Origin of the sequence: Arthrobacter endolithicus (genome assembly GCF_026627425.1) — a bacterium.
Taxonomy (GTDB): domain Bacteria; phylum Actinomycetota; class Actinomycetes; order Actinomycetales; family Micrococcaceae; genus Arthrobacter_M.
Window position 1 is genome coordinate 1 of sequence record NZ_JAPNLH010000009.1, and the last position, 21,334, is coordinate 21,334.

General features: G+C 65.1%; 16 protein-coding genes. 5 read left to right on the forward strand and 11 right to left on the reverse strand.

Annotated elements, in window-relative coordinates; translation table 11 throughout:
- The first annotated feature begins 250 nt into the window (after positions 1-250).
- From OS914_RS09485 to OS914_RS18360, 3 genes are read left to right on the forward strand one after another with little or no spacing between them, the layout of a single operon-like run.
- Complete coding sequence (locus tag OS914_RS09485) at positions 251-2,260, forward strand: tetratricopeptide repeat-containing protein (RefSeq protein WP_267545821.1); 2,010 nt, start codon at positions 251-253, stop codon at positions 2,258-2,260.
- Entirely contained in the window at positions 2,260-3,432 is a 1,173-nt protein-coding gene (locus OS914_RS09490) for a toll/interleukin-1 receptor domain-containing protein (RefSeq protein WP_267545822.1), read from the forward strand. Before OS914_RS09485 ends, OS914_RS09490 begins: the two co-directional genes overlap by 1 nt.
- Positions 3,433-3,452: 20 nt before the next feature.
- Positions 3,453-5,012 carry an outer membrane protein assembly factor BamB family protein gene (locus tag OS914_RS18360; RefSeq protein ID WP_267545823.1) on the forward strand — a complete coding sequence of 520 codons (1,560 nt, stop codon included), beginning with the start codon at positions 3,453-3,455 and terminating at the stop codon, positions 5,010-5,012.
- Positions 5,013-5,112: 100 nt separating this feature from the next.
- Here OS914_RS18360 and OS914_RS09500 read toward each other — a convergent pair whose 3' ends face one another.
- From OS914_RS09500 to OS914_RS09510, 3 genes are all read right to left on the reverse strand, one after another.
- Complete coding sequence (locus OS914_RS09500; RefSeq protein ID WP_267545824.1) at positions 5,113-5,469, reverse strand: hypothetical protein; 357 nt, start codon at positions 5,467-5,469, stop codon at positions 5,113-5,115.
- A gap of 161 nt (positions 5,470-5,630) precedes the next feature.
- On the reverse strand, positions 5,631-6,752 hold the full coding sequence (locus OS914_RS09505) for a patatin-like phospholipase family protein (protein WP_267545825.1): 1,122 nt from the start codon (positions 6,750-6,752) through the stop codon (positions 5,631-5,633).
- Positions 6,753-6,864: 112 nt separating this feature from the next.
- Complete coding sequence (locus tag OS914_RS09510; RefSeq protein WP_267545961.1) at positions 6,865-9,984, reverse strand: glycoside hydrolase family 2 TIM barrel-domain containing protein; 3,120 nt, start codon at positions 9,982-9,984, stop codon at positions 6,865-6,867.
- A gap of 256 nt (positions 9,985-10,240) precedes the next feature.
- Here OS914_RS09510 and OS914_RS09515 point away from each other — a divergent pair, with 256 nt between their 5' ends.
- Positions 10,241-10,852 carry a TetR/AcrR family transcriptional regulator gene (locus tag OS914_RS09515; RefSeq protein WP_267545826.1) on the forward strand — a complete coding sequence of 204 codons (612 nt, stop codon included), beginning with the start codon at positions 10,241-10,243 and terminating at the stop codon, positions 10,850-10,852.
- A 4-nt stretch (positions 10,853-10,856) separates the two neighbouring features.
- A complete protein-coding gene (locus tag OS914_RS09520) occupies positions 10,857-11,084 on the forward strand; it encodes a hypothetical protein (protein WP_267545827.1) in 228 nt (75 codons plus the stop codon).
- Between the two features lie 190 nt (positions 11,085-11,274).
- Here the strand turns inward: OS914_RS09520 and OS914_RS09525 are convergent, their stop codons facing one another.
- The 8 genes from OS914_RS09525 to OS914_RS09560 form a co-directional block, all read right to left on the reverse strand.
- Positions 11,275-12,759 carry an NAD-dependent succinate-semialdehyde dehydrogenase gene (locus OS914_RS09525; RefSeq protein WP_267545828.1) on the reverse strand — a complete coding sequence of 495 codons (1,485 nt, stop codon included), beginning with the start codon at positions 12,757-12,759 and terminating at the stop codon, positions 11,275-11,277.
- An 8-nt stretch (positions 12,760-12,767) separates the two neighbouring features.
- The gene (locus OS914_RS09530) at positions 12,768-13,577 is read right to left on the reverse strand and encodes an HpcH/HpaI aldolase family protein (RefSeq protein ID WP_267545829.1); all 810 of its coding nucleotides are present in this window, start codon (positions 13,575-13,577) and stop codon (positions 12,768-12,770) included.
- Complete coding sequence (hpaH, locus tag OS914_RS09535) at positions 13,562-14,347, reverse strand: 2-oxo-hept-4-ene-1,7-dioate hydratase (RefSeq protein WP_267545830.1); 786 nt, start codon at positions 14,345-14,347, stop codon at positions 13,562-13,564. The genes OS914_RS09530 and hpaH overlap by 16 nt, the downstream gene beginning before the upstream one ends.
- 12 nt (positions 14,348-14,359) lie before the next feature.
- Positions 14,360-15,433 carry a 3,4-dihydroxyphenylacetate 2,3-dioxygenase gene (gene hpaD / locus OS914_RS09540; protein ID WP_267545831.1) on the reverse strand — a complete coding sequence of 358 codons (1,074 nt, stop codon included), beginning with the start codon at positions 15,431-15,433 and terminating at the stop codon, positions 14,360-14,362.
- A gap of 40 nt (positions 15,434-15,473) precedes the next feature.
- On the reverse strand, positions 15,474-16,979 hold the full coding sequence (gene hpaE / locus OS914_RS09545) for a 5-carboxymethyl-2-hydroxymuconate semialdehyde dehydrogenase (RefSeq protein WP_267545832.1): 1,506 nt from the start codon (positions 16,977-16,979) through the stop codon (positions 15,474-15,476).
- 30 nt (positions 16,980-17,009) lie between these two features.
- Entirely contained in the window at positions 17,010-17,729 is a 720-nt protein-coding gene (locus OS914_RS09550) for a GntR family transcriptional regulator (RefSeq protein WP_267545833.1), read from the reverse strand.
- Positions 17,726-19,291: a fumarylacetoacetate hydrolase family protein gene (locus OS914_RS09555; protein ID WP_267545962.1), complete on the reverse strand. Its 1,566-nt coding sequence runs from the start codon at positions 19,289-19,291 to the stop codon at positions 17,726-17,728. Before OS914_RS09555 ends, OS914_RS09550 begins: the two co-directional genes overlap by 4 nt.
- Positions 19,292-19,654: 363 nt before the next feature.
- A complete protein-coding gene (locus tag OS914_RS09560; protein ID WP_267545834.1) occupies positions 19,655-21,175 on the reverse strand; it encodes an APC family permease in 1,521 nt (506 codons plus the stop codon).
- Positions 21,176-21,334 lie beyond the last annotated feature (159 nt).

Sequence of the window (21,334 nt, forward strand, 5' to 3'; positions counted from 1 at the left end):
CAACGACATCCCATAGTCCATCCCTCCAGCACACCAAAGCACCCGACCATGCACCAGAGATTTCGCGAGCACATCCCAAATGCGGCACGCACCCCATTTCGCGAGCACTTTAGCTGAGTCTCGTCGCCCGTACCGGTTAACCCGCGGCGGAGCTAGTATTGACTCACAACGCAGACCGCGCCGGACCCAGACGCCTTCAGAGGGTGGGAGCAAGTGGTTACCGGTGACATAAAAGGCAGGGGGACCGGCCATGATCATCGTCTACGCTGGTGCGCAGGCCGACGAAGCCGGGCGGTCGGAACCCCGGCTACCTCCCGTGGCGGAGAGTGAGGTACTGACGCGGGTCCGCGGTCTGCTTCATTCCCTCAAGCCGCGCCTGCTCATCGGCGCTGCAGCCTCTGGAAGTGACATCATCATCGCTGAGGCGGCCAGGCTGGAACAGATCGACGTCAGGTTGTCCCTGCCGTTCGCCATCGAAGACTTCCGCAAATCCAGCGTCCTGATCCGCGGCGAACGTTGGGGACTCCGGTTTGATCGGTTGCTCGATGAGATTGGGCCTGCGGGGATCCGTGTCGGCCAGGATATGCCGGAAACGGAGTACGTGTACCTGAAGCACAACGCGGTTCTGCTGGCGGAAGCGAGCGCGCTGGCCCACGCCGACGAGCGAATCTGGGTCCTCCTCGTCAGACAGCCGCCGGATCCGGCGAGTCCCAGCGTTACCGATGACCTCGCAGGCCGCGCTGAGGCACGCGGGCTGTTGACTTTGGATTTGGATCCGGTCGCACCGCGGCCGCGCGGTTTCGTGGCGATGCCGTACGGCACCCGGTTCGACCCGGTGACGCGGCGGAAATACGACTGTGACTCGGTCTTTCACCGGATCTACCGACCGCTGCTGGAAGATCTGGACGTGGACTGGACCCGGTCGGACCTGGAAACCGACAGCGGCATAATCCATGTGGGCATGATCGATCAGTTGGCCAACAGCGAGCTCGTGATCGCCGATCTGGGCACCAACAATTTCAACGTCGCTTATGAGCTGGGAATCCGCCATGTCCTGGCGCGCGCGTCCACGGTGCTGGTCTATCCGGAACTGCTGGAAAGCCGGAACAAGGTCATTCCCTTTGATATCGGTTTCGTCCGGATCCACCACTTTCCCCGGGGTCTGCAGCTGACCGATCTCGAGGCAGAGCAGGCCATCCGTTCGCTGCGTCCGGTGCTGGCTGACGTGCTGGGCGGCCGAAGCGGTGACAGCCCGGTGCATGAGTGGTTTGAGCTCAACGCCGTGCGTGGTCCCTTCCGGCGCAGGTCCGGGCTCGACGGCTCGATGGCGGCGGAACTTCGGCTGCGTCAGGAACTGGAAGCAGCGCTGCGCTCGGCGTCCTTGGAGCCGGTCCGCAGGGTGGCTGTGCATCTGGACACCGAGACGGAGCTGTCCGAGTCCGCCCGGGCTGGACTGCGGCTTCAGCTGGGTAATCGGTTCCTGCGCGAGGCAGCCTACGCGGAGGCTCTGGAGCAGTGCGCCAAGTCAGAACCGCCGGCGGAGAGTCCGCTGCGCCGGACGTGGCTGCAGAAAACGGCGATGGCGCACCGCCGCCTTGCGGAAGCCAGCCCGGATCCCGCGCAGCGTGCCGCGCACAATGTCGCGGCTCGCAGGGTGCTCTCCGCCGCCATCCAGGAGGGTTACGACGATTCGGAAACGTACGGCATCCTGGGTGGCCTGGCCAAGCGCAGCCTGCAGGAGCTGGCACCTGCGAGCGGCGCGCTGGAGACCGACGCCCGGTTTGCGCTCATGCTCGACTTTTACCGCAAGGGCTTCGAAAAGGATCCGGCCTACTACACCGGAGTCAACCTGGTGATGGCGCTGCGGCTGGCCCTTTCACGGGGTGGCCTGGGCGAAGATTCGGCATTGCTCAGGCAGCAGCTGGACGAGGCCATGACGGTGTCGAAGTTCATGGTCCGGCTGGCGCTGGAGACGGATCCCGGCGACCCCTGGGCGCTGATGACACAGGCAGAGCTGCTGCTGCATATGAGTGCACTCCATGGCACCAACCCTCTTTCCGCACTCCGGGCCTACGGCCGGGCCGCGGCAGTGGCGGCTCCGGACCAGCTGGAGTCCGCCCGCTACCAACTACAGTTTCTGCAGCGCTGGGAGGGCCGGTCCGAGGCCGGCGCCCAGATCCAGGAGGTCCTTCGATTGCAGGGCCCTGACCAAGTCGCATCAGAACCAGCAACTCAGGACCGAACGTCAGAGGTATTGTGATGGCAACTCCCGCAGACACTGCAACCCGCCGCCAGCTCAGCGTTTTCGTTTCCTACGCACGCGCGGACAAAGATTCGGTGGCGGCCTTCGTCGACGACATCCAGGCTTTGTGCGATGTGTGGGTTGACCGCAAATTGGACGGTGGCCAGAGCTGGTGGGACGAGATCCTTCGCCAGATCCAGGGCTGTGACGCGATGGTGCTGGCGGTCTCCCCTGCGCTGGTCAATTCCGAGGCCGCCGAACGGGAACGCCGGTACGCCGTGCAGCTGGGAAAGCCGATCCTGCCGGTCCTTCTGGTTCCCATGGACAGGGAATTTGCACCCGGCGACATTGCCAAGCTGCAGATTATTGACTACACGACAGCGAACCGGCAGGCCGCATTCCAGTTTGCCGGCGCACTGCACCGCCTGCCGGCTACCCCTGCTCTGCCGGATCCGCTGCCTGAGCCGCCGCTGGTACCGATTTCGTATATGGTCACACTGGCGGAAAAGGTGCATATGGCGAAGACGCTGGATGAGCAGAATAGTGTGATCTCGGAGCTGCGAACCGCGCTGGACAGACCGGCCCAGCGGGACATGACGTTGCGGCTGCTCGGACAATTCGAGGAACACCCGGACATCTTTTACAGTGTGGGCCGCCAGATTGAAGAGCTCCTCGGGCGCGAAAACACCCGCGATAGCAACGGCTGGGAAAGTACCGGACAGCAGCGGAGGGCCCCGCATGAACCCAGCGAGCCGGCCGTTCAACAGCCCTTCGTACAGCAAGGCCCGACACAGCAGCAGCCCCTTGTACAACAACCTGCGCCGCAGCAACGCCCACTGCAACAGCAGGCCTTCGTACAGCAAGGCCCGACACAGCAGCAGCCGATGTACCAAGCCCAGCAGGCATTAACACAGAATCCCCAGGCGGGCCCGCGGACCAAGGTCTCCATACCCTGGACCGTGGCCATCATCGCCACGGTCCTGGAAGTTCTGGTCCTCGGCGGGCTCGGCACGATCGCCGTGATCCTATGCGCTCGGGCGGCTGCGAACCGCACAGCCGGCCAGTTGGAGCAAAGCGCGCAAAAGGCCCTGGTCGCCAAGGTTCTGGCCTGGATTGGTATTGCCTTCAGCATCCTGTTCTGGATTGCTGTCATCGGCTCGAGGCCCAGCTCCGGGTCGCCCGGGTACTGAGCGGCCGCACCATGGCGGCTGTGGCTACGGGTGCCGTCTTTGTCAGTTACCGCAGGGAGAATACCGGACATGCGGCCGGGCGGCTGGCGGACGTGCTGATCTCACGCTACGGACATCCCAGGGCCTTCATAGACGTCGAATCCATTGAACCGGGACATGACTTTGCCGACGAGATCAACTGCGCCATCAGCGGCTGCGCCGTGCTGCCCGCTCTGATCGGCCCGCGGTGGATCACCATCACAGCCGGCAAGGGACGGGGCCGGCTGGAGAACCCGCGGGACTATGGGGTGCTGGAGATCGCCGACGCCCTGCATCGCGGAATCAAGGTGATCCCCGTGCTGGTGGACGGAGTCCCCATGCCGGACACCGATCTGATGCCGCCCGGACTGCAGACGCTGGGCCAGCGCAACGCCATCCGCTTAAACTATGAGACTTTCCGCTCGGACACGGAAGGGCTGATCCGGGTCCTGCGGCTGCCCTCCAAGGAGGAGATCTCGCGGCGGACCCTGGTCAAATGGGTGGCAGGCGGCTTGGCGGCCGCCGTCGGCGGACTGCGGGTTGCCGCCGTCGTCCAGCTGCAGGCGAACCGGCCGGTGGAACCACTGTGGACCTTCCAGACCGGCGACGAGGTTTACTCCTCTCCGGCGGTCGCGGGCGGCACTGTCTACATCGGAAGCGTTGACGCACGCCTGTACGCCCTGGACACAGGCAGCGGAAAGCCGCGCTGGAGCTACCAGACGAATGGAGCGATCACTTCCACGCCGGCGGTGTCCGGAGAAACGGTCTATGTCGGATCCAATGACATGAAGCTGCACGGGGTGGAGACAGCGGGGGGCAGCCGCGCTGGACCTTCCAGGCCGGGGCGCCCTTGCATTCCTCGCCGACAGTCGACGGCGGACTGGTGTGCATCGGCTGCCGGGACCACCGGGTATACGCCGTGGACGCCGCAACGGGCGAAAAGCGCTGGGCTTACACTACCGAGAGCACCGTGGATTTCTCCGCCGTCATCTCCTCTAGCCTGGTGTATTTTAAGCAGCGATGACCCTTGTGTCGATGCATTCCAGGCCGCCAGCGGGGAATGGGTGTGCAGCTTCGGCGCCGACCAGGGCGTGGTTTCCACCTCCTGCCTGCTGGGAAAAGTGCTGTACGTGGAGAGCGACCACGGCAATCTGTATGCCCTGGATTCGTCCAGGGGACGGAAACGCTGGCGGTTCGGCACGGGCAACGGGATCCGGTCCTCCCCGACGGTGGCCGGGACGGTGGTGTACGTCGGCAGCCGGGATGACAGGGGTCATGCGCAGATCCCCGCTCAGCCGGCGCAGCAACAGCACGACGACGGGGTGGGACAGCGGCGCGGACGTCCAGACCAAAACGTTGTGCAGCATGAGCATTCGGCAGCGCAGCGGCACCGCGCGGGCCAGAGACGGGTTTCGGCCGGCCACCAACTTCAGCAGGCCCCAAACCCAGCGTTCGCGCGGTCGGATAAAATCAGGCGACGACGACAGACTGGCACCGGAGTAGTGAAATCCCAGCCGATCGCGGCCTCCACCGAGGCCCGGACCATCAGCAGCTCCCCGTAGGGTCCGGCCCGGGGCGAGTCGGTGCCGGTGGTGGCGGCGAACAAACTCATGTCGCAGGCGGGGCGGATGGCATCGGCGAGCCAGACCAGGCGGTTCGCGGTCAGCTCCCGCGGATGGCACAGGATGCCCTGGCACAAATCCAGGGCGTTTTCTCCTGCGTCCTGCTGCTGAATGAACCGGGCCAGCTCGGCTGCCGTGTCAGCGCCAGGGTCGCGTTCGGCATCTGGAAAGCGGCCGTCACCTCCACCAAACGGATGAACGGCGCCATGGCGGCCAGGGCGGCGATCCAGGGCGCCCCGGCGCACCCGGCCTCCACAACGACGTCGACCCTCAACTGCGTGAACAGTGGCGGCAAACACAGCCGTAAGGAGCCCAAAGTCCGTTCCAGCGCGGGAAGCATGTCCTCGCGCCCAATGGTCGGTAGTACTACCAGTAACTTTGCGTCGGATATGGACACGGGTGCCGACCGGGGGCGTTCCGCAGCACCCGCATCCGCCGCCGGGCGGTCCTGGCGCGGCGACGGTCTGTCATCGTGGCCATCACCTTGCGCGCCGTTACACTGCGCTTCATGCCGGGCCCTCCGGTCTCTGCCCTCGCCCGGGACCGGCCATTCCAGTTCTACTTTCCAGCCAAAAAGCCCGCGAAATGGCCGGGCTCAACTTCTTCGGCCAGCTGGCAGCCTATCCGTTGCAGGTCGGTGATGTGTTCGATGGAATCCATTCGTTGGGCCGCGGCGGCTTCCACCGTGGCCAGTCCCATGGCATCGAGTCCGTTCCGGGAAAGGTCAGCGTTGTAGCGGACGTAGCTGAACAGCCGCGGATTCAGGAGGCCGGGGCCGGAACTGACATTGCCCACTTCCAGGTCAAGCCCGCTGCCGTGCCGACAGCGACCGAATACACGGCACAGCAGATCCTGCTCGGTGGAAGCCGCGTACATCAGCGCACTCGGAACCGAACTGAGGTTGTACAGCAGGTTCATATCACCCGGGAGCAAATCCGCATTGGCGTTGGCGGCGGCCCCCGTGCCCACAGAGACTAAAAGCAGCCGATCCTCCCCGGTCTTCCAGCGTAGCCGGTACGCGTCCAGGGTGGACATGAGAAATAGCTGGAACGCGGGGTTGTTGTACATGGTCAACCCGCCGTCCACGAAAATGAATTCCCGGCTGCCAATGCTGACTACCTCCGGGGGGAAGAAGACCGGTGCCGCGGTGCTGGCCCGGACCAGCTGCCAGAGCGGAAGGTTCAGATTGTTGTTCGCAAGAGCGGGGTCATTGAACTTGGCGTGCGGGTTATTGGTGAGCGGCCACGGCGAGTCGGTGGTGGCGTTGCGCAGCACCAGCAGCAGCAGCGTACGGATCTGGGCACTGCCCAGTGTGGTTTTGGCCCCAAATTCGCGCTGCAGCATGGCGGTCAGCCGTACACTGTCGTACCTGAAACGGAACCGGTTCAGCAGGAATGCCTTGTCGAACATTTCCTGGCCCTTAGTGGCGTAGAGGGTACGCAGCCTCGCCACCGGCCAGCCCAGCGAAAGCCCGGCGGCAATTATTGCTCCCGTGCTCGTACCGGCGATGTAGTCAAAGTAGTCCGAGAGCACAAAATCCGGACCCCGGGCCAGTTCGGTGCGCAGCGTGTCCTCGATCCGCTGCAGCACTTCCAGGGAGATCACTCCGCGGATTCCGCCCCCGTCCAGGGCCAGCATCTTCTTGGACCCCGTCAGTGCGGTCCGTTCCTCCACCGACATCAGCGCGTTCCTAGCCTGTCCGAATGACTCATCGGGTCCGAACAATTTGGTCAGATATCAACCCAAGGATACGCCCAAGCCTGGTGCGGCGGGATTGGCCGAGGACCCGCCCCTACCGAGCAGCGGCAATCCGCAGGGTCAGCGTTCGTGCGTCGGGCCGGAGTGCGAAGTCCGGCCACACGTCCGGCCCGCAGGCGCGCGAACCCAGCCCGTGTTGTGCCGCATCGAGATACAGATAACTGTGCTCGTTCGCCGGCAACTCGTGCGGATGCGTCGCCCGGGCCACCTGCTGCGCCGTCTGCCGGGCAACGGTGAAGCCTGGGCGGCGGCCGCCCTGATCGGCGGTCGCATCGATCCGCAGCCACGGCGCTCCCTCGTTGTTCAGCTCGAGCGAGCGCAGGTCGCTGCGGTGCCCGCTTTCCTGCGGCCGCGCATACGGCTCGGTGAGCTCGTCGATAGCCGCCGAGTACCGTCCGACGAGCGCGGCGTGCGTGCTGTCCGGATACGATTCGCGCGGCCCGGTCCCGAACCATGACGCACCGTCCACCGAGCCGGGCATATCGAAACGCACGCCCAGGCGCGGCCACACCATGTTCCACTCGGCGGTCGGGACCATGTCGATCCGCAGCCACAGTTCACCGTCAACAAGCTGCCACGATTCCTCCGTGATGACGGCGTTCCGGGTGTTCGCCGGGGCATACCGGGTGCGAATACGGATGCCGCCGTCGATGGCTGCGACCTCCTCGACCCGGCCGTTCAGGCGGTCCAGTCCGGCCGCGCGCCAGAGGACGGCCGACGACGGCGCCGGGACTCCGTTTCCGTCGTTCAGCCACGGATCGGAGAGGTCATAGGAGCCTCGACCGGCACCTTCATCGTTGTCGGTGGGTGCCCTCCAGAGCTCGAGCCGGGGGCCGGCAACGGCTGCGCCCGCCAGGGACACCAGCCGTCCGCCGTCTAACACCGCCGGGCCGAGCGTCAGGGAGCCGGCAGTCGGGTCTCCGGGCATGGCATCGAGGGCCCCGCGCCGCGCCGACGCCGCGGGCCGCCGGGCGTGGGCGGACGCCGCCGCAGTCGTCAGATCCAGCTGGGCGGTCGAGATCACATGGCCGGACGGCGCCCACGCCGTTGCCTCTCGCAGCACTGCTTCCAGCGTGAACCAGGTCTCGCCGTCGTCGCCAGCAGCCAGCTGCGGCAGCGGAACCCGGACGGATTCGCCGGCTGCGAGGGCCGGACCCGCTGTGCCGGCGACGGTAAGTTCGCCCGTTTCCCGCACGTCGCCGTCGTGCTCTGTCCGCCAGCGGAACACGACGTCGGCAGCATCGGCGCAATGGCGCAGATTGGACACCGTGACGTATCGCTCGGTCCCCGCACCTCCGGTGTCGGCAAGGAAGCGCAGCCGGATCGGGGCGACGATCTGCTTGTACTCATAGAGGCCCGGGCTCGGTGTTGAGTCGGAGAACACCATGCCGTCCATCACGAAGTTGCCGTCGTGGACCACCTCGTTGAAGTCCCCGCCGTAGGCGAAGAACTCGGTTCCGTCCGCCGTGCGGGTCCGGATTCCGTGGTCCCGCCACTCCCAGACGAACCCGCCGTGCAGACGCGGGTAGCGGTCCACCAGGTCTTCATATTGATCAATGGCGCCGGGCCCGTTGCCCATCGCATGTACGTACTCGCAGAGGATGAACGGCTTCAGGCGCTGGCGGGCCGATTCGGCGGCCGAGCAGCCAAGCAGCAGCGAGCGGGAATCGTCGCGGCCGATCGCCGCGGTTTCCGGGACAGAGGAGTACATCCGCGAGTAGACGTCGGTGTAGGCACCGCTGTAATCACCCTCATAGTGCACCGGACGGGAGGTATCCCGGGCGTGGGTCCAGGCGGCCATCGCTGCGAGGTTGGCTCCCGTTCCGGATTCGTTGCCGAGCGACCACATGATGATTGAGGGATGGTTCTTGTCCCGCTCGAGGGTGCGCTCCATCCTGTCGAGGTAGGCCGCGCGCCAGGTCGGGTCGTCGCTCGGATTGCCGGCCCAGCCGCCTGCCTCGAAGCCGTGCGTCTCGAGGTCGCACTCGAGGATGACCCAGAAGCCGAGTTCGTCGGCCAGATCCAGCAGGCGCGGGTGCGGCGGGTAATGGCTGGTGCGGATGGCGTTGACGTTGAACTGCTTCATCAGGACCAGATCGGCCCGGGCGAAGTCCTCGTCGAAGACGCGCCCGCGGTCGGGGTGGGTCTCATGCCGGTTCATGCCGTGGAACACGACGCGGCGGCCGTTGATCAGGAAACGGTCGCCGACGATCTCGACCGTTCGGAAACCGAGCCGCAGCCGGATGGTCTCTGCAGCGCTGCCCACCGTCGCGTCGTAAAGCCGAGGAGTCTCCGCGGACCAGGGTTCGACGTCGGCGACGGCCACCGGGCCGACGTCGGCGGGGGAGTTCCACGTGACGTCGATGCCCAGTCCGGGGACCGTGAGCGTGATCGGGTAGGCTGCCGCGGATGCCGTGATCTCCGGGTCGATACGGCCGGCGCCGGTGCCGCCGGTGGATGCGAAGGAGGCGCCGTCGAAGGAGGTGCGCAGCCAGACGTCGTCGATTCCACCGACGGGGCGGGCCTGCAGGGTCACGTCACGGAAGATGCCGGGCAGCCACCACTGGTCTTGGTCCTCCAGGTAGCTCGATGCCGACCACTGATGCACGCGCACGACCAGCAGATTCGATCCGGGCTGCACCGCATCCGTCACATCGAATTCCTGCGCCAGGCGGCTGCCGACGCCGACGCCGATCGGGGTGCCGTTGACCCAAACCTTGTAACGGGACTCAACGCCGTCGAAGCGGAGCACGATGGCTGCCGCATCCGACCAGGATCCCGGGACTTCGAAGTGGCGCCGGTAGTCGCCCGTCGGGTTCTCATCGGGAACGTGCGGCGGCTCAATCGGGAACGGGAACTGCACATTGGTGTAGATCGGACGGCCGTAACGCCCATCGGGTTGCAGGACCCAGTGCGAGGGCACCGCAATCTCCTCCCAAGACGAGTCATCGAAGGACACCTCGGCGACGCCTTCTGCGGACTCACCGGCCGGCAGAACACCGCGTCCCCCGGGTGTCCCGGGTGCGCCGGCGAGCAGCCGGAAGCGCCAGTGGCCATTGAGCGATTGCGTGTGGGCGTCCGTCTGCAGCCAGGAACGGGCGGGTACCCGACGGCCGGATCCCGGTCCGCGGTCGAGTAGATACGCGACGTCCACCGCCTGCGCCGGTTCGGCCTGCGCTGGTTCGGCCTGCGCTGGTTCAGGAATGCCGGCAATCGTCTGTGCGCGTGCGAGGGGAGCCGATTCAGGGAGAGTTGTCACTGTGCGCGATCCTTCTTTTGGACCGCCAGCACCGGTAGCACTGCAGGACGGCCTTGATGAGCCCGGATGAAAACGACGATAACACAAAGTTCGAGTGATTACTCGAGATTCAAGCATTTCTGCCTATCGTCCTGCTGTACAGTGGCATGCCATGAAGGCAACTGAGCTGAGCCAGGCAGGGCGCCGGGGGCCGTACGCGAAGTCGGCGGACCGTCGTCGGACGATCGTCACTGCCGCCCACGCGGTGTTTGCGGCGCGCGGCTATCGCGGCGGCTCGCTGCAGGAGGTGGCCGACCGTGTCGGCATGAGCCAGACGAGTCTGCTGCATTACTTCCCTACAAAGCGTGACCTGCTCCTGGCCGTGCTCACATGGCGGGACTCAATCTCAGGAGATGGCGCGGGTGCGCCGGATCCCGAGGAGAGCCTCGCCGACGCAGTGATCCGGCAGGCCCTCTTCAATGAGGACATTCCCGGCGTAATCGAGCTATATACGGTGTTGTGCGCGGAATCCATCACGGAAGACCATCCGGGACGCACATATTTCCTCGACCGGTTTGCCAGACTTCGATTCAGCTACGCCCAGGCGTTCACCCGTCTGGCGCAGGAGGGACGCCTGCGTCGCGGCGTTGATCCGGAGCGCGCCGCGGCCTCGCTCATTGCGCTCTGGGATGGCATCCAGACTCAGTGGCTGTTCGCTCCGGACAGTATCGATATGGCCGGGAGCCTGCGCGATTATCTTGGGCTCATTATTTTGCCGGAGTAGTGTATTGTCGGCACGCCCAGCGGACTCCCTCACCGCCGCCGCGCCAGCGGGGTACACACATGCCTGGATCGATGTCGAGGTCCTTTACCAGCAGCAGCAGCAGCAGCATGAGGATATCAGCCTCCATGCCGTTGTCCAGGTGCGCGCGGATCAGTACGTGGCGAACGTCCTGCCGCTGACGGCCACCAAAGAACTGCGCAACTTCTTCCGGGCGATCCTGCGCAGCCGGTAACCACGGGCAGGCGTGCCAAGGGCACACCTGCCGGGTCCGCGGAAATCCCGCCGGAGATTTCCGGCAGAGCGAGGGGAGACGCCTAGCCCCGATCAGCAAGTAGGGGAGGCCTTCGCCGATGACTTGGCAGTCGACCCCTTCGACCATGTGCCCGGTGTTATTGAGCACGGCGACGAAAAACCGAAAATGCTTAACGGCCCTTGTACGGATCGGCAATGCCGATGTATTGGGTCGTGGTGTATTCCGCGATGCCCTCGGAGCCGCCTTCACGGCCCAGGCCGGAATGCTTAACCCCGCCAAAGGGGGCTGCCGCGTTGGAGATGACGCCGGCGTTGAAGCCGACCATGCCGAACTCCAGCTGTTCGCTCACGCGCAGCAGCCGGGAGAAGTCCTTGGTGTACAGGTAGGCGGCCAGGCCGTATTCGGTCGAGTTGGCGATCCGGATGGCGTCGTCCTCGTCCGTGAACGTGGTCACAGGGGCCACCGGGCCGAAGATTTCCTGCTGGAGGATCGCTGCGTCGTTGGGCACGTTGCCCAACACCGTGGGCTGGTAGAAGTAGCCGTCACCATCCACGGCGCTGCCCCCCGTCAGGACCGTGGCACCTGCGGCCACGGCCTGGGTGACAAGGGCATGGATGCCGGTCCGCGCCTTATCCTCGATCATGGGCCCAACGTCCGTGCCAGCCTCGGTGCCGCGACCAACGGTCAGGGCGCCGATGCGCCCGGCCAGCTTCGCCGTAAACTCTTCGGCTACGGACGTGTGGACCAGGAAGCGGTTGGCGGCAGTGCAGGCCTCACCCATATTGCGCATCTTGGCGGCCATGGCACCGTCAACGGCGTCGTCCATGTCCGCGTCGCCAAAGACAATGAACGGGGCGTTGCCGCCGAGTTCCATCGACGTGCGCAGCACGTTTTCGGTGGCGGCGGCCATCAACTGCTTTCCTACCGCGGTGGAACCGGTGAAGGAAATTTTGCGCAGCCGCGAATCCTTCAGCAGCGGCCCGGAAATGGACGAGGCGATGGAGCTGGAGACGACGTTCAGGACGCCGTCGGGAAGGCCCGCTTCCTGCATGATTTGGGCGAACAGCTGCGCTGTCAACGGGGTCAGCTTTGCCGGCTTGAGCACCATGGTGCAGCCTGCCGCAACGGCCGGGCCCACCTTGCGCGTGGCCATCGCCAGCGGAAAGTTCCACGGAGTGATCAACAGGCACGGACCCACCGGCTTGTGCTGAACCAGGATCTTGTTCTTGCCTTCCGGCGAGGTCAGATAGCGGCCGTAGTCGCGGACGGCCTCCTCCGAATACCAACGCAGGAACTCGGCACCGTAGGATACTTCGCCGCGGGCCTCCGCCAGCGGCTTGCCCATTTCCAGCGTCATCAGCAGGGCGAAGTCCTCGGTCCGTGCCGTAATGAGCTCAAACGCCTTACGCAGAATTTCGGCGCGCAGCCGCGGCGCCGTCCGGGCCCAGTCGGCCTGCGCGGCGGATGCCGCGTCCAGCGCCGCCAAGGCATCTTCGCTGGTTCCGTCCGCAATGGACGCCAGCACCTTGCCGGTGGCGGGGTCGTGGACGTCCAGGGTCTTGCCGCCAGACGCCTGGCGCCATTGTCCGTTGATGAGCAGCCCGGTGGGCACGGAGGCAAGCAGTTCCGCTTCGCGGTCAACTGTAATGGTCATGAACTCTCCTAATAGCTGGTGGTTGGCCCGGCGTCGGCCGCCGTGACGTACGTGTTGGCGAGCGCTTCGCTGCCGCGGGCCAACAGGGCCACATCGGCGCCGACCAGAATGAAGTCGACGCCTGCAGCGACGTAGCGGCGGGCGGTTTCCCGGCCGAAGGCGTTCACGCCCACCGGTTTGCCGGCGGCCTTGGCCACCTTGATGCAGTGTTCGACGGCGGCGATAACGTCGGGATGTTCTTGCTGTCCCAGCAGGCCCATGGACGCTGCCAGGTCAGACGGCCCGATGAAGACAGCGTCGATCCCGTCCACGGCAACGATCCCGGCCGCGTTTTCCACGGCCTGGGCGGACTCGATTTGGACCATCACCGTGATGGTTTCCGCGGCCCGGGACAGGTAGTCCGGGATGCGGTTCCACCGCGCAGAGCGGGCCAGAGCAGAGCCGACACCCCGGACGCCGAGCGGCGGGTAACGGGTGCCGGACACCGCGGCAGCGGCGTCATCGGCCGTGTGGACCATGGGGATCAGCAGCGATTGTGCGCCGAGGTCCAGATACTGCTTGATCACTACGGGGTCGTTGACCGGCGGTCGCACGACGGCCATGACCGGGTAGCCGTTCACGGCCTGCAGCTGGGCCAGGATGGATTCCAGGCCATTGGGGCTGTGCTCGGCGTCGACCAGCAGCCAGTCCAGCCCGGCCCCGGCGCAGATTTCCGCGACCAGCGGGCTGCCGGAACACACCCACATGCCGGCCAACGGACGGTCCGAGGTGGCCAGCGCGTCCTTGAACGACGGAGCGGGCTTTATTCGAAGCGGCATGTGATGGTGCCCAGCTTTCCGTAGTCGGCGAAGACGGTGTCCCCGGCATGGACCCACATGGGGCGGGTGAACGAGCCGGCGAGGATGAGCTCCCCGGCCTTGAGCACGTCACCGTGCGGGGCGATCTTGTTCGCCAGCCAGGACACGCCCTGGGCGGGGTGGTTCAGCACGCCGGCCGCCACCCCGGTTTCTTCCACGGTCTGGTTCTTGTACAGGATGGCGGAGACCCAGCGGAGGTCGACGTCGTCGGGCTTCACCGGGGTCCCGCCCACCACCATGGCGCCCATGGCGGCGTTGTCGCTGATGGTGTCCACGATGGTCCTGCCCTCCATTTCGATCCGGGAATCGAGGATTTCCAGCGCCGGCACCACATATTCGGTGGCCCGCAGGACATCGAAAATGGTGGCGTCCGGGCCGGCGACGTCCTCCTTGAGCAGGAAGGCCAGCTCCACCTCGATGCGCGGGTGCGAGTACTGCTTCCACGCAACAGTGCAGCCGTTCTCCAGGATCATGTCCTTGAAAATGACCCCATAGTCCGGCTCCGTGATGCCCGTGGCATATTGCATGGCCTTGGACGTCAGGCCGATCTTGTGCCCGCCCAGCACCCGGCCGGCAGCCTCGCCGCGTTCACGCCACAGCTGCTGCACACGGTAGGAATCCTCCACCGTCATCTTGGGGTACCGCTGTGTCAGCCGGGGCACCGGAACCCGGCTCCGGCCGGCGTCCACCAGCTCGTCGGCAATGCGCGCAATGGTGTCATCATCAAGCATGTTCTGTCTCCCTTAGAGCTGGTTGCCCATTTTGAATCCGCGCTCCTCGCCGGGTTCGCGGGTGTAGGAGAAGCCGTCGGCGCCGACGGTGACTGCCATCTCGGACGAGTCGGTGCGCTTGATGACGGGCTGCGGATTGCCGTCCAGGTCAAGCACCAGGGAAGCCTCGGTGTACCAGGAAGGTACTACGGGGTTGCCCCACCAGTCGCGGCGCTGGTTATCGTGGACATCCCAGGTGACGACGGGGTTGTCGGGGTCACCGGTGTAGTAGTCCTGGGTGTAGATCTCGATGCGGTGGTCGTCCGGGTCCAGGATGTACAGGTAGAAGGCGTTGGAGACGCCGTGGCGGCCGGGGCCGCGCTCGATCCGGTCCGAGATGCGTAGGGCGCCCATCTTGTCGCAGATGGCGATGATGTTCGCCTTCTCATGCGTGGCAAAGGCGACGTGGTGCATGCGGGGGCCGTCGCCGCCGGTCAGGGCGGTGTCGTGGACGGTCTGCTTGCGGTGCATCCAGGCGGCGTAAGTGACGCCGTCGGAGTCTTTGATGTCCTCGGAGACGCGGAACCCCAAATCCTCCAGATACTTGCGGCCGCGGGGAACGTCAGGGGTGACCTGGTTGAAGTGGTCCAGGCGGACCAGCTCGCCGGCCGTGTAGAGATCGTAGCGGCGGGTCAACCGTTCCACGTGCGTGGTCTCATAGAAGAACTCGTAGACGAAGCCCAGCGGGTCCTCCACGCGCAGGGCGTCGCCGATGCCCTTGACGAAGCCGTCCCTGCGGCGCTCGGTGCGGCAGCCCAGTTCCTTGTAGTAGGCCTCGGCGGCGTCCACCTCGGCCGGGGACTTCACCCGGAAAGCGGCGGCAGCGATCGCGGCAACCGGGCCCTTGCGCAGCACTAGGTTGTGGTGGATAAACTCCTCGAACGCCCGCAAGTAGATGGTGTTCTCGTCCTCCTCGGTAACGTGCAGGCCCAGCACGTCCACGTAGAATTCGCGGGACCTGGACAGGTCAGTGACCACCAGTTCCATGTAAGCGCAGCGGACAATGTCCGGAGCCGGGACGGTGGGGGTGGGGATGAAGTCGGTCATGGAGAACTCCTCTTTGAGCAGGGGTGGTTGATCTGGGCGGTCAGTTCGTTGCGGAGGCGCCGAATTTCGGGGTGTGGACGGTGCCGAGCGTGATGTGCACTGCCTGCTGGTCCGTGTAGAAATCGATGGAACGGAAGCCGCCCTCGTGGCCAAGGCCGGACGCCTTCACGCCACCAAACGGGGTCCGCAGGTCGCGGACGTTGTGGCTGTTCAGCCACACCATCCCGGCCTCGACGTTTTGGGCAAAGTTGTGGGCCCGGGTCAGGTTTTGCGTCCAGATGTAGGCGGCCAGGCCGTACTTGACGCCGTTCGCCAAGGCCAGCGCCTCGTCGTCGTTCTCAAAAGGCGTGATGGCGACGACGGGGCCGAAGATCTCCTCCTGGAAGATCCGGGCCTCGGGCTTTACATCCGCAAACACCGTGGGGGCCACGTAATTGCCGTGCTCCAGGCCTTCTGGACGGCCGCCGCCGGCGAGCAGGCGGCCCTCGGACTTGCCGATTTCCACGTAGGACATGACCTTGTTGTAGTGCTCTGGGTGAACCAGCGCACCGACCTCGGTCTTGGGGTCGTGGGGGTCGCCCACCACGATGTGCCTGGCCCGGGCGGCATACTTTTCACAGAATTCGTCGTAGATGGCCCGCTCCACCAGGATGCGGGAGCCAGCCGTGCAGCGCTCGCCGTTGAGGGAGAAGACGCCGAACAGGGCGGAGTCGATCGCTGCGTCGAGGTCGGCGTCGGCAAATACCACGCAGGGGCTCTTGCCGCCCAGTTCCATGGACAGGCCCTTGAGGCTGGTGGCGGCGTTGCGGAAGATGGTCTGGCCCGTGGTGGTTTCGCCGGTGAAGGAGATCAGCGGCACGTCCGGGTGCTTGACCAGTGCGTCACCGGCGTCCTCGCCCAGTCCGTTGACCAGGTTGAAGACACCGTGCGGCAGGCCGGCGTCCTCGAAGATCGTGGCCCACAGCGATGCCGAGAGCGGGGTGAACTCGGCGGGCTTGAGCACCACGGTGCAGCCGGAGGCCAGTGCCGGGGCCAGTTTCCAGGATTCCAGCATGAAGGGCGTGTTCCATGGCGTAATCAGCCCGGCGACGCCGATCGGCTTGCGGTTGACGTAATTGATCTGGGCGCCGGGGACTTTCATGGCGTCGTCGAACTGAGCCACGATCAGGTCCGCGAAGAAACGGAAGTTCTCCGCCGCACGCAGCGCCTGGCCGCGGGACTGGGTGATGGGCAGGCCGGAGTCAAAGGTTTCCAATTCGGCGAGCCGTGCCTCCTGGGCCTCGACGGCGTCGGCGATCTTGTTCAGGATGCGGGCGCGCTCCCGCGGCTTCATGCGCGGCCAGGGGCCCTCGTTGAAGGCCTTGGTTGCGGCGGCTACGGCGAGGTCGATGTCCTCTTTTTGGCCGGCGGCGGCCGTTGCGTAGTTGGTGTTGGAGACAGGATCAAGCACGTTGAAGGTCCCCCCGCCGACGGAATCGACTTTCTTGCCGTCGATGTAGTGCTGGATGTGCGTGGGAAGATTTTCCGGGATGAAGTGCTCTGCCATTGAGGATGTCCTTTTCTTCTGATGTGGTTTTTAGAGGGAGCGGGCTAGCGGGGCTTTTTCATGAAGCGGGGCGTCCTGCTGGCCACCGGCGTTGCGGGCAAGATAGGCGTCCAGGGTGGCGGCGCGGTGGGCGCGGGCGGCGCGTTCGACGTCGTCGGCCCCGGCCCCGCTCTCCAGCAGCTTCAGCAGCGCCTCGTGCTCGGCCACTGATTCGCTGGCCCGGCCCGGGACGTAGTTGAACGTGGAGGAACGCAAGGCCTGCAGCCGGTTCCAGCCGCGGTGGACCAGGTCAAGGATGTGCGGGTTCGGGCAGTTTTCAAACAGGACGCTGTGGAACTCCAGGTTCAGCGCTGTGAAGCGGATGGGGTCAAAATGTGCCAGGGACTCGCGCATCGCGGCGTTGACGGCCCGGGCCCTGGCTATGTCGGAGCCAGTGATCAGCGGGGCGGACAGTGCGGTGGCGGCACCTTCCACGATGCTCAGGGTCTGCATCGTGTACAGGTACTCGGTGGGGTCGATCCCGGCCACCGTGGCGCCAACATTCCGCTCGAAGGTGACAAAGCTCTCGGCCTCCAAGCGGCGAATGGCCTCGCGCACCGGCACCACGGAGAAACCGAGGTCCTCGGCCAGCTTGGCCAGCACCAGCCGGTAGCCGGGGGTGTATTCGCCGCCGAGGATCTTTTCCCTGATGGCGGCGTAGGCCCGCTCGGACTTGCTGCCGATTTCGGTGCTCACGGTAGTGCTGCTCATGGTTGTGCTGCCGGGTTCGGATGTTTGGCGGCCCATTCGGTGAACCTGGCCTTCCACACGGCGTTCATGGGGTATAGGCCCTCCACGCTGTTGCCTGCCGCGACCATTTCGGCGATGTAGGTTTCTTCGTACTCCTGGGTGATGGCGTCGTCCGCCACCTCTTCTGCCAACGACGGCGGGATGACGAGCACCCCGTCAGCGTCGCCGACGATGATGTCCCCGGGCTGGACGGTGGCACCGCCGCAGGAGATTGTCAGGTCCGTGTCCCAGGGGATGTGCTTGCGGCCCAGGACCGCCGGGTGGGCGCCGGTGAAGAAGGTGGGCATGTCCAGGGCGGCCACAGCCGCAACGTCCCGGACGCCTCCGTCGGTGACGATGGCCGTGGCGCCCTTGATCTGCGCGCGCAGGGCCAGGATGTCGCCCACGGTGCCCGTGCCGGGCTCGCCGCGGGCCTCCATCACCAGCACGTCGCCGTCGTTAAGCGTGTTGATGATGCGCTTCTGGGCGTTGTAGCCGCCGCCGTGCGCCTTGAACAGGTCCTCGCGGTTGGGCACATAGCGCAGCGTGCGGGCGGTCCCGGCAATCCGGAGCTCGGGGCGGGTGGATTTGAGTCCGTCGATGCTGACGTTGTTCAGCCCGCGCTTGCGAAGCTGGGCGCTCAGGGTAGCCGTTCCGACGCTGGTCAGCTTGCGCTTGAGCTCGGCGCTGAGGCCCTTCGGTGCCAGGCCGGCAGCTTCAGCGGAACCGTAGGCGTCCTCACGGTCGGCGTCGGTGGCCTTGGGTCCGTTGCCGAAGTCGGCGAATGGCGTTTCCCCCTGCACGACGACGGTGCGCAGCCGCCCGGTGCTGAATCCTGCAGTGCTTAATCCTGCAGTGTTCAAGCCCGGTGCGGGGGAGCTGACTTCCACCTCGAGGACGTCGCCGGGCACCGCAACTGAGGAGCCGGCAGGGGTCCCCGTGAGGATGACGTCGCCCGGTTCCAGCGTCATGAGTTGGGACAGGTCCGCGACGATCTGCCTGAACGGGAAGATCAATCCCGCTGTGGTGTCGTCCTGGACCTGCTCGCCGTTGACCCAGGTCCGCACGCGCAGGGCGGCAGGATCGACGTCGGCTGCCGGGATCAGTCCGGGGCCGAAGGGGGTGAAGCCGTCCCCGGACTTGGAGCGGACGTTGGAGCCCTTGTCCGCGTACTTGAGGTCGTAAACGCCAAGGTCGTTGCTGGCGGTGACGTGACCGACGTGGGACCATGCATCCTCGGGGCTGACCCGTCGGGCGGCCTTGCCGATCACCAGCGCAATCTCGCCTTCATAGGCGAGCAGCTCGCAGCCGGCGGGGCGTTCAATTTCTGATCCGCTCAGGCTCAGCGACGACGACGCCTTGAGGAAATAGGACGGCTTGGCCGGGGTGCGCCCGCGCTGGTCGGCCCGCGACTGATACGCCAAATGCACGGCGATGACCTTGCCGGCCTGCTTGGCGGTGGCTGCGGTGACTTGTTCCACGAAACTCTCCTGGGCTGAATTTGTTGGGTTTGCTGTGGTCTTAGTGACTGTGACTAGCCGAATTCATCAAGTACGAAATCGTATACGATCAAGTTTGCCCTGTAACGCCCGTCACGTCAACCCCTGTGAGCGGTTGGATTTCTCCAGCATGGGCGCATTGTTCATCAGCCCGGGCCTTGATGGCCTTCACGCCCAAGGTGGGAACCGGCGGTCAGACGGGTCGGTCCGGGCCCGGCCTGTGTCCCTCATGGGCGGCAAATCACTGTCCTGTTCGGCTGTCCGTCGCCGGCCTGCGGCTGCCCGGCGGGTGAATTCCGGCAATTCGATTTGTCGGGGGATTCGAACTTCGATTGAAGTTGAGCTGCGGGATGGCCAAGCACGTCAGGGCGCCCGGCCATGCCGGACGCCCTGCGCTCAAGAGACGTGTCAGAGAGGCTCGCAACCAATGCTGGCAGGATCTGACGTCCCGCCAAAGCCGATGCCCCGGTAAATTTCGGGCCGGTTCTTTTTCAGCCGCAAGCCCCACAACAGTCCGGCTATGCCCGGAATAACCACCAGTGCGGGCAGGATCCAGGACAGCGGCGAGAACCCGTCCGAGCCGATCAACACATTGAAGTTGACCACGATGAGCACGAACACTGTGCCAAGCGTGAGTGTGGCCAGCCCCGGTGCGATCACCCGTGTCCACAGCGAGTACCCCGCACTGTGCTTGCGGAAGTAGCCGATGACCGCTACGGAAATCAGGATCAGGAGCAATACCAGACCAAAGGCCGCCGTGTTGGTCAGCCAGGTGAAGAAGGTCAGCACGGGATACATTTCTCCCATGGCGGAACCGATCCCGGCGACGGTGAACACAGCGAGCATGACGAGGGCCAGCGCGGACTGGGTCAGCGATCCGGCAACCGGTGCATGCCGGGTGTTGACGCGGGCAAACCTGCGCGGCAGCACGCTTTCCCGCCCCAGCGAGAAGACATACCGGGCAACCGCATTGTGGAAGGCTATCAAGGCTGCCAGCAGACTGGTGATGAACAGGACCTGGGCAATGTCGGAAACAATGACCGAGCCGTGCCCCGAAAGGAAAACAAAAAGCAGGTCCGGGCCAAACTTCTGCGACTGCGCGACGACCTGGCTGGGGCCCGTGCCGACTGTCATGGCCCAGCCGGAGAAGGCGTAGAAGAGCGAAATGACTCCGACGGCGATGTACGTCGCCCGGGCGATGGAGCGGGTCGGATCTTTGGCTTCCTCGCTGTAGATCGCGGCCGATTCGAAGCCCATGAAGGCGGCCATGCTAAATGCCAAGGCCGCCCCGACACCGGCGGTGAACAAGTTCGACGGTGCCAATCCTGCACCGCTCACGCCTTCTGGGCTGACGGCGAAGGACACAACGTCGAAAACGATAACCGCTACGAATTCGAGTCCGACGAGCACGCCGATGATCTTCGCCGACAGGTCTACCTTGTTGATGCCCAACCAGCCAACGATGATGAAACCCACCAGGGCCGTCCCCCACCACGGGACATTGAGGCCAAACTTGCCGTTGACGAAGGATGCGGAGGCAAAGCCGAAAAGACCATAGATCCCGATCTGCATCGCATTGTAGGAAATCAATGCCACCCAGGCGGCGCCCACCCCCGTGGCACGTCCGATACCTTGGGCGATATAGGCGTAGAACGCGCCGGCGTTGCGGATGTGGGCACTCATGGCCGCGTAGCCGACGGCGAAGAGTACGAGGCAGATCCCGAGCACGATGAACGACAATGGAATGCCGACATTTCCTGTGACGGCAAAATTGCTGGGAATCCCGCCTGCCACCACCGTTAAGGGGGCGGAGGCCGCAATGATCATGAAGACGAGGGCCGGCACACCGAGCGTGCGCTTACTCAAGCCCGTGCTTGAGCCGGTGACGGGGGATGTGCCCGTCAGCGACATGGTTTGTTCGTGTGACATTAAAACCTCCATTGGGAGAATAAAGATGCTTTGAGTGTGTCACGTGTCACAATGTAAGGCTTGTTATTCGCGGCACCGTTGTTGACTTACAGTGCAGGACTTCCATGGTGCCCAAGGTCGGCAGGTTGACGTAGGACAACGCGAGTGGCGCCGCCACAT